The 6,606-nt window shown below is 47.2% G+C and carries 6 protein-coding genes and 12 tRNA genes; all 18 read right to left on the bottom strand.

Annotated elements, in window-relative coordinates; genetic code table 11:
* Positions 1 to 260 precede the first annotated feature (260 nt).
* The 18 genes from ACTRXH_RS11595 to ACTRXH_RS11510 all read right to left on the bottom strand — a co-directional run bounded on the left by ACTRXH_RS11595 (position 261) and on the right by ACTRXH_RS11510 (position 6,563).
* Positions 261 to 337, bottom strand: a tRNA-Ile gene (locus tag ACTRXH_RS11595).
* A gap of 46 nt (positions 338 to 383) precedes the next feature.
* Positions 384 to 457, bottom strand: a tRNA-Gly gene (locus ACTRXH_RS11590).
* 7 nt (positions 458 to 464) lie between these two features.
* Positions 465 to 541, bottom strand: a tRNA-Pro gene (locus ACTRXH_RS11585).
* Between the two features lie 26 nt (positions 542 to 567).
* Positions 568 to 644 (bottom strand) — tRNA-Arg (locus tag ACTRXH_RS11580).
* A gap of 6 nt (positions 645 to 650) precedes the next feature.
* Positions 651 to 738, bottom strand: a tRNA-Leu gene (locus ACTRXH_RS11575).
* A 20-nt stretch (positions 739 to 758) separates the two neighbouring features.
* A tRNA-Leu gene (locus ACTRXH_RS11570) sits at positions 759 to 844 on the bottom strand.
* Positions 845 to 851: 7 nt separating this feature from the next.
* A tRNA-Gln gene (locus tag ACTRXH_RS11565) sits at positions 852 to 926 on the bottom strand.
* A gap of 18 nt (positions 927 to 944) precedes the next feature.
* A tRNA-Asp gene (locus ACTRXH_RS11560) sits at positions 945 to 1,020 on the bottom strand.
* A gap of 18 nt (positions 1,021 to 1,038) precedes the next feature.
* Positions 1,039 to 1,114 (bottom strand) — tRNA-Val (locus ACTRXH_RS11555).
* 4 nt (positions 1,115 to 1,118) lie between these two features.
* Positions 1,119 to 1,193: transfer RNA gene (locus tag ACTRXH_RS11550), tRNA-Glu, on the bottom strand.
* A gap of 8 nt (positions 1,194 to 1,201) precedes the next feature.
* Positions 1,202 to 1,292 (bottom strand) — tRNA-Ser (locus tag ACTRXH_RS11545).
* Between the two features lie 2 nt (positions 1,293 to 1,294).
* Positions 1,295 to 1,369 (bottom strand) — tRNA-Asn (locus tag ACTRXH_RS11540).
* Between the two features lie 168 nt (positions 1,370 to 1,537).
* On the bottom strand, positions 1,538 to 1,987 hold the full coding sequence (locus ACTRXH_RS11535) for a SprT family protein (RefSeq protein WP_474264268.1): 450 nt from the start codon (positions 1,985 to 1,987) through the stop codon (positions 1,538 to 1,540).
* Between the two features lie 56 nt (positions 1,988 to 2,043).
* Entirely contained in the window at positions 2,044 to 4,203 is a 2,160-nt protein-coding gene (locus tag ACTRXH_RS11530; RefSeq protein ID WP_474282190.1) for a Tex family protein, read from the bottom strand.
* Between the two features lie 171 nt (positions 4,204 to 4,374).
* Entirely contained in the window at positions 4,375 to 4,977 is a 603-nt protein-coding gene (locus ACTRXH_RS11525; RefSeq protein ID WP_474282188.1) for a PP2C family serine/threonine-protein phosphatase, read from the bottom strand.
* Positions 4,977 to 5,783, bottom strand: coding sequence for an RNA polymerase sigma factor SigB (sigB, locus tag ACTRXH_RS11520; RefSeq protein ID WP_022792609.1), 807 nt, complete (start codon positions 5,781 to 5,783; stop codon positions 4,977 to 4,979). The genes ACTRXH_RS11525 and sigB overlap by 1 nt, the downstream gene beginning before the upstream one ends.
* Positions 5,737 to 6,228: an anti-sigma B factor RsbW gene (rsbW, locus tag ACTRXH_RS11515; RefSeq protein ID WP_474261399.1), complete on the bottom strand. Its 492-nt coding sequence runs from the start codon at positions 6,226 to 6,228 to the stop codon at positions 5,737 to 5,739. Before rsbW ends, sigB begins: the two co-directional genes overlap by 47 nt.
* A complete protein-coding gene (locus ACTRXH_RS11510) occupies positions 6,228 to 6,563 on the bottom strand; it encodes an STAS domain-containing protein (RefSeq protein ID WP_322527002.1) in 336 nt (111 codons plus the stop codon). Before ACTRXH_RS11510 ends, rsbW begins: the two co-directional genes overlap by 1 nt.
* Positions 6,564 to 6,606: the final 43 nt, after the last annotated feature.

Below are 6,606 nucleotides of genomic sequence, written 5' to 3'. Positions count from 1 at the left end.
CATGTATTAGGCACGCCGCCAGCGTTCGTCCTGAGCCAGGATCAAACTCTCCGTAAAAAGTTTGATGCTGTGGCATCTGAAATGCCCTAAAAATGTGTTGCTTTTGATTGGGGCTCTGGCTTGTCTTTCCTTTTCAAAGAACGATCTGCCGCTCAAAAAAGCAGCTTAAACAATTTAACATGGTGCTCTTAAACTGTCAACACCTTTTAAAGTGACACATAAATTATAACCTTTGATCACTTAAATGTCAATGGAAATAATGGTGGGCCTGAGTGGACTTGAACCACCGACCTCACGCTTATCAGGCGTGCGCTCTGACCAACTGAGCTACAGGCCCACAGGCACAAAAAAATAACTTAAAGCAATTAATTTTTTTGTAATAATGGAGCGGGTGATGGGAATCGAACCCACGACATCAGCTTGGAAGGCTGAGGTTTTACCACTAAACTACACCCGCAAATACATGGTCGGGAAGACAGGATTCGAACCTGCGACCCCTTGGTCCCAAACCAAGTGCTCTACCAAGCTGAGCTACTTCCCGCAGATGCTGCTGAAAAAATAAGTAAATGGTGCGCCCGAGAGGACTTGAACCCCTGGCCTTCTGATCCGTAGTCAGACGCTCTATCCAACTGAGCTACGGGCGCATATTATGGTGCGGTCGAGAGGACTTGAACCTCCACGGGATAAACTCCCACTAGGCCCTCAACCTAGCGCGTCTGCCGATTCCGCCACGACCGCATACACCGATAATTATATAATGGTGCGGGTGAAGGGACTTGAACCCCCACGTCACAAGGACACTAGATCCTAAATCTAGCGCGTCTGCCGATTCCGCCACACCCGCGTGTTGTTGGCTGGGCCAGCTGGATTCGAACCAGCGCATCACGGGACCAAAACCCGATGCCTTACCGCTTGGCTATGGCCCAATATATTGGGTAAAAAAATGGCGGGCCTGACGGGATTTGAACCCGCGATCTCCTGCGTGACAGGCAGGCATGTTAACCGCTACACCACAGGCCCTCAATTGTATAAAGAAAATGGTGGAGGATGACAGGATCGAACTGCCGACCCCCTGCTTGTAAGGCAGGTGCTCTCCCAGCTGAGCTAATCCTCCATGTTGGTGACCCGTACGGGATTCGAACCCGTGTTACCGCCGTGAAAGGGCGGTGTCTTAACCACTTGACCAACGGGCCATAGTAAATGGCGGAGAAGGAGGGATTTGAACCCTCGCGCCGTTTACACGACCTACTCCCTTAGCAGGGGAGTCCCTTCAGCCACTTGGGTACTTCTCCAATGGCTCCGCAGGCAGGATTCGAACCTGCGACCAATCGGTTAACAGCCGATTGCTCTACCACTGAGCTACTGCGGAATGTGAATATTTCTTTTTTGAGACAAAGAAAATTCTACAAGATCTATTATGTAATGTCAATACGCTTTTAAAAGGGAATTTACAGCTTTTTTTGCCGTTTTTTGAAGCGCCCTCTCTCAAGCGACTTTTATAATGTATCACATCGAAAAAACACTGGTCAAGGTTTTTCTATATTTTTTTCAATGTTCCTCTGCAGGCTGCACAGACATATTTTCTTGTATCCAGCTGCCTCGTTCTTTTAAAAGAAATATGACAGCTTTCACAGGCATACTGATAACGCTTTTTCTGTTTTAAACGATATTGTTCTAAAGAACTGCAGTGCATGACGCCTCCTACCTGCTTCAGCAGATCCTGAAATTCCCTGTCCTGATGTTTGTACCCTTTCCCTTCCAAATGTAAATGATAATGGCACAATTCATGTTTTACAATATCAATCACTTCCTGATGACCATAATTGTTCATCGACTTTGGATTTACTTCGATGTTCCCTGTGGAAAGCACATACCTTCCTCCTGTAGTCCGCAGCCTTTGATTAAACGAGACGCGATGTTTAAACACCTTTTGAAATTTTTCCACTGATATTTTCTGCGCCAATGCTGTTAATTCTTCGTCAGTCATTTTTTCCTCCCTAAAAAAACAGAGGGGTGCGTACCCTCTGTTTTTTCACTATCTATTTAGTTTACCATCGTCAATGCTACCCGTCCCCGTTTTTGATCAATATCTTCCACCCACACCGTAACTATCTCTCCTACCGAAATTACCTCCATCGGGTGTTTAATAAAACGGTTGGCGAGCTTTGATATGTGCACGAGGCCGTCTTCTTTAACACCTACATCAATAAAGGCTCCAAAATCCACTACATTGCGGACCGTGCCCTGAAGCTCCATCCCCTTTTCCAGGTCATCAAGAGTCATGATGCCTTTTTTCAGAAGAGGCTTCGAAAACGTATCACGGGGATCCCGATTCGGTCTTTTTAAATCCTCTATAATATCCTGCAGTGTAGGGACGCCTACTTCAAGAGCTTCAGCAAGCTGGCGCACCTCCTGGTTTTCAAGGACGTCCTTCATTTCTTTTGTGCCAGCCTGTGCTGCTTCAAGGTCCAGGTGACTGAGCAAACGCTCAGCGGTTTGATAACTTTCCGGGTGGATAGCCGTACGGTCGAATGGATTCGAAGACTCTGGCACCCGCAGAAAGCCAGCTGCCTGCTCATACGTTTTCGCTCCCAGTCTCGGTACCTTCTGAAGTTCTTTACGATTTGTAAAGCCTTCAAGCTCTTCTCTTTGCTTGATCACATTGTTTGCCACCGCTTTAGAAAGGCCGGCCACATATTGAAGCAGACTGCTCGAGGCACTGTTCACATCTACCCCTACCTGGTTTACCGCTGTCTCCACGACAAATGTCAGTGACTCATTTAGTCTCGTCTGCGAGACGTCATGCTGATACTGCCCCACCCCAATAGATTTAGGGTCTATCTTCACCAGCTCCGCCAGCGGGTCCTGGAGCCTTCTTGCGATGGAAGCTGCGCTTCGCTCTTCAACCTGAAGATCCGGGAATTCCTCACGGGCAACCTCCGAAGCAGAATAAACGCTCGCACCAGCTTCGTTTACAATAATATACGAAACGTCTCCTTCCGCTTCCTCGACCACCCCGGCAATAAATTCTTCTGTTTCCCTTGAAGCCGTTCCGTTGCCGATAGCTATAACCTGTATATCGTATTTTTCAATTAAAGCAAATACTTCTTTTTTCGCTTCGGTTATTTTATTTCTAGGCGGCACTGGATAGATCACTCCTACCTCAAGCAACCTTCCGTTGCCATCTACGACCGACAGCTTACAGCCGGTGCGGTATGCCGGATCTACGCCAAGTACTGTTTTCCCCTTCATCGGCGGCTGGAGCAGAAGGTTTCGAAGATTTTCGGAGAAGACAGAAATCGCCTGCGTTTCCGCTTCTTCTGTTTTGACTTTTCGAAGCTCCCGCTCGACTGCCGGGCCAATCAACCGTTTGTAGCTGTCCTGGATCGCTTCGTTCAGCTGCGGAACAGTAGGCGAACCGAAACGCTTCACCACTTTCTTTTCTATAGTCGAAAGAATTCTGTCTTCCGGTGCCTGGAGGGAGATTTTCAGCACCCCTTCACTTTCTCCGCGGTTCATGGCTAACACTCGGTGCGACGGGGCCTTCGCCAGCGCTTCTTCATGATCGTAGTACATGCTGTAAATACCACGTTCATCCTTACTTTCATCTTTAGCTGCAGACTGAAGTCTGCCCTGCTTGTAGCTGAGATCACGGACACTGTGGCGGATGCTGGCATCGTCGGCAATCTGTTCAGAGATAATATGCCTCGCTCCTTCAAGTGCCGCTGCGGCATCTATCACTCCGGCTTCTTCATTCACATACGCACGCGCCTGTTCCTCCGGCAAACCTTCTTTTGGCTGCGACATGAGCCATTCCGCTAACGGCTCAAGCCCTTTCTCTTTCGCCACCGTCGCCTTCGTTCTTCTTTTCTGCTTATAAGGACGATACAGATCTTCTACTTCCTGAAGCTGTACAGCTCCATTGATAGATTGCCTTAACTCCGGCGTTAATTTTTCCTGTTTATCAATCAGCCGAAGCACTTCTTCCTTTCGCTCGGCCAATTGATTTGCGTAATTCCAGGACTGCTGAACGTCCCGGATCACCATTTCGTCCGAGGCACCGGTCTGCTCTTTACGGTAACGGGCAATGAAAGGAACCGTATTGCCTTCTTCAATCATATGTATAATGTTTGTGACATGCTTTTCCCTTATCTGAAGATCAGAAGCTATTTGGGATGCGACACCGCTTATCTCTTTTTCCATTTGTATTTCCTCCTGTCCAGCGTAACAATCCATTAGAATCTGTACTTATTATATTATAACGTACGTATGCCTATGTAAGGGGCAAATTCATCATAACATCAAAACGTCTGGCCTGTTTTCGCTTATTATATACAAAAAACCTCTCCCATCACCGGCAGTGATGAAAGAGGTTTAACCTAATGCGCCAACCATTAAAGTAACATCATCATTTTCGTTTTCAGCTTTTTCAGCAAGTCTGTTTTTATATTCCTCTACCGAACGCATATACGGCAGGGCGCGTTGGTCTTCAGAGGATACAGTCATGCCGTCCGAGTGAAGAACAAAAGAGATGCCCTTATCGAAAGGAACGTACTCAAGCCGGTATTGAAACTTCCTGCCTGAAAGATAGCCCTTTGTTGGAACCGGCCGAAAAATATCTTCATTATCAGCACTGATATAGCAGGTAATATTACCGATGCTTCCATAGGTCAATTCCTGCTCCTGATAGCAGACCTTAATGACCGCAAGGACTACTCCCCGTTCAGAAACAAGCGCCCGGTTACAGCGCTCCAGGAGCATGGGGATAGATTCATGTTTATGGGCCCGGATGATATTCATGGCTATCTCTGCGGACTGCCTGGCACCTTCGCCACTCCCCAGCCCGTCCGTCACAGAGCAAAGAAAAAAATCCTCTGTTTCGATTACGAGATAGCTGTCCCCACAAACACGGTTGCCCGGCTTTGTCTTTTGAAAGACCGCGGTATTCACTTGTGTATTCGAGATGGACTCCTTCATTACAGGCACTCCGAAGGCTCCACTCTTATAGATTCACGCAGCTTCTGCAGAGCCCTTCGCTGCAGTCTTGAAACGTGCATCTGAGAAATACCCAGCTGCTCTCCCGTTTCTTTTTGGCTTAAGTTTTCAAAATACGTACATCTCAGGATCTCTTTTTCTCTGTCCGTTAAAACCGCAAAAGCTTTTTGGAGCAGCAGCTGCTGATCTGTTTTTTCATATCCTTCTTCATTGGCACCAACAAGATCCAACAGCGTCACGGCACTGCCTTCCTGGTCTGCTTCTATGGAGCGATCCACAGATAAAGCCTGATAACTTTTGCCCATTTCCATGGTTTCGAGCACTTCTTCCTCGCTTACCTCGAGGTACTCGGCAATCTCATCTACATACGGAGAACGCTGCAGACGGGTTGTCAGCTCTTCCACGGCCTTTTTAATTCTCGGGCCAAGCTCCTTAATACGGCGGGGAACATGAACACTCCACGTTTTATCACGGATAAACCGCTTGATTTCCCCTACAATTGTTGGGACTGCAAACGATTCAAAGCTCCTGTTAAAGGAATCGTCAAAACGGCGCAGCGCTGCCAGAAGCCCAATCATACCTACTTGATAAAGGTCGTCATCATGGTCCTGTCCCCGGGAAAATTTTCGTGATAAAGACTGCACAAGCGGTTCATAATGCTGTACAAGCTTAGTCTGAATTTCTTCAGTCGGGTCTTCCTGGAACTGGCGGATCCATTCATAAACTTCTTCACTCGTGCCGTTATTTTTGTTCTTGCGCGTTTGTTTCGGTTGAGACTCCGTCGACATTATTTTCCACCTCGTCTCTTTGCAGAAACTTTGTCATAGAAATAGCCACTCCGTTTTCGCCGCTGATTTCTACTTTATCCATCAATGTGTCTATGAGGAACAGTCCAAGTCCCCCCTCTTTCAGTTCCTCGATCGGTTTTTTGCTGTCTACGGGGCCGAGGTTTTGATCCAGTTCTTCAAGGACAAAGCTTTGACCTGTGTCTGCCACGACCATTTCCACCCGGTCTTCGAACACATTACAGGACAAATGCATATTACCGGTTTCTTCGTACGCATGGTTGACCACATTTGTGCATGCTTCCGCTATCGCAATTTTAATGTCCTCAATGTCATCGTAAGAAAAACCGAGGCGGTTTGCGAGTCCTGAAACTGTCAGCCGGGCGATTCCAACGTATTGAGGCTTGGCCGGAAGGGTCATTTCCAAATAATCTGACTGGCGTTCCATTATTTGGCCTCCTCTGTATTTTCATCATCAATAGTGATTACTTCATCAAGTCCGGTAATGGTAAACAAACGCTTCACACGCTCATTCAGCCCTGTCAAACGAAGCGTAGCATCATGATTTTCAGCTGACTTCAAAGCGCCAATAAATATACCAAGGCCGGTGCTGTCAATATAGCTTACCTCTGTCAGGTCCACTACCACTTCTGCGCCTTCTTCTTCTGTCAGCGGATTCAGGTTCGCTTTCAGTTCCGGAGCCGTATATGCATCCACTTCCCCGGCCACTTTCAAAATTTTCTTTTTATCCGATTTTTCTACCACTTCTGTCGATAAATTCATTTAGTAAACCTCCTCATAACCATGCTGCTATATATAAATTACG

This window comes from Marinococcus sp. LNHM5E3-2.1, from assembly GCF_056034365.1.
Note: the sequence above shows the minus strand (reverse complement) of the source record. Positions and strands in the feature narration are given on the sequence as shown.

Coding starts and splice junctions, on each gene's coding strand:
- sigB (WP_022792609.1), bottom strand. CDS start 5,783: ATGTCGACGGAGTCTCAACCGAAACAAACGCGCAAGAACAAAAATAAC.
- ACTRXH_RS11530 (WP_474282190.1), bottom strand. CDS start 4,203: ATGGAAAAAGAGATAAGCGGTGTCGCATCCCAAATAGCTTCTGATCTT.
- rsbW (WP_474261399.1), bottom strand. CDS start 6,228: ATGGAACGCCAGTCAGATTATTTGGAAATGACCCTTCCGGCCAAGCCT.
- ACTRXH_RS11535 (WP_474264268.1), bottom strand. CDS start 1,987: ATGACTGACGAAGAATTAACAGCATTGGCGCAGAAAATATCAGTGGAA.
- ACTRXH_RS11510 (WP_322527002.1), bottom strand. CDS start 6,563: ATGAATTTATCGACAGAAGTGGTAGAAAAATCGGATAAAAAGAAAATT.
- ACTRXH_RS11525 (WP_474282188.1), bottom strand. CDS start 4,977: ATGAAGGAGTCCATCTCGAATACACAAGTGAATACCGCGGTCTTTCAA.